The organism is Luteibaculum oceani (genome assembly GCF_007995015.1).
Classification (GTDB): domain Bacteria; phylum Bacteroidota; class Bacteroidia; order Flavobacteriales_D; family Luteibaculaceae; genus Luteibaculum; species Luteibaculum oceani.
The window spans coordinates 1-253 of the sequence record NZ_VORB01000037.1 but is presented as its reverse complement, the minus strand read 5'-3'; the positions used below and the strand labels follow the sequence as shown (position 1 = coordinate 253).

Here is a 253-nt window from a genome sequence, read left to right as displayed (position 1 = left end):
AACCGAAGCACCAATGCCGCTGCCGAATCCTTTAATGCCAAAATCAAGGCCTTTAGAGCTCAATTTAGAGGGGTTAGAAAAATCGAATTCTTCCTTTTTAGATTAACCCAGATTTATGCTTAAAAATGGATCAAAACAAAAAGTTGTGGAGAAATTGAATAATCAGACCTTCGCAAAAATTCATTTTGATGTCTGATTTGAGCCTCCTTAAGTTGTTGTTACCAGAATACCTCGTTGATTATTTTGATGTCTT

At 35.6% G+C, this 253-nt stretch carries 1 protein-coding gene; it reads left to right on the top strand.

Translation table 11 applies throughout. The features are described from left to right. The coding region (locus FRX97_RS12185) for a transposase (protein WP_147015495.1) at nucleotides 1-123 on the top strand (123 nt) is incomplete at its 5' end. Nucleotides 124-253: the final 130 nt, after the last annotated feature.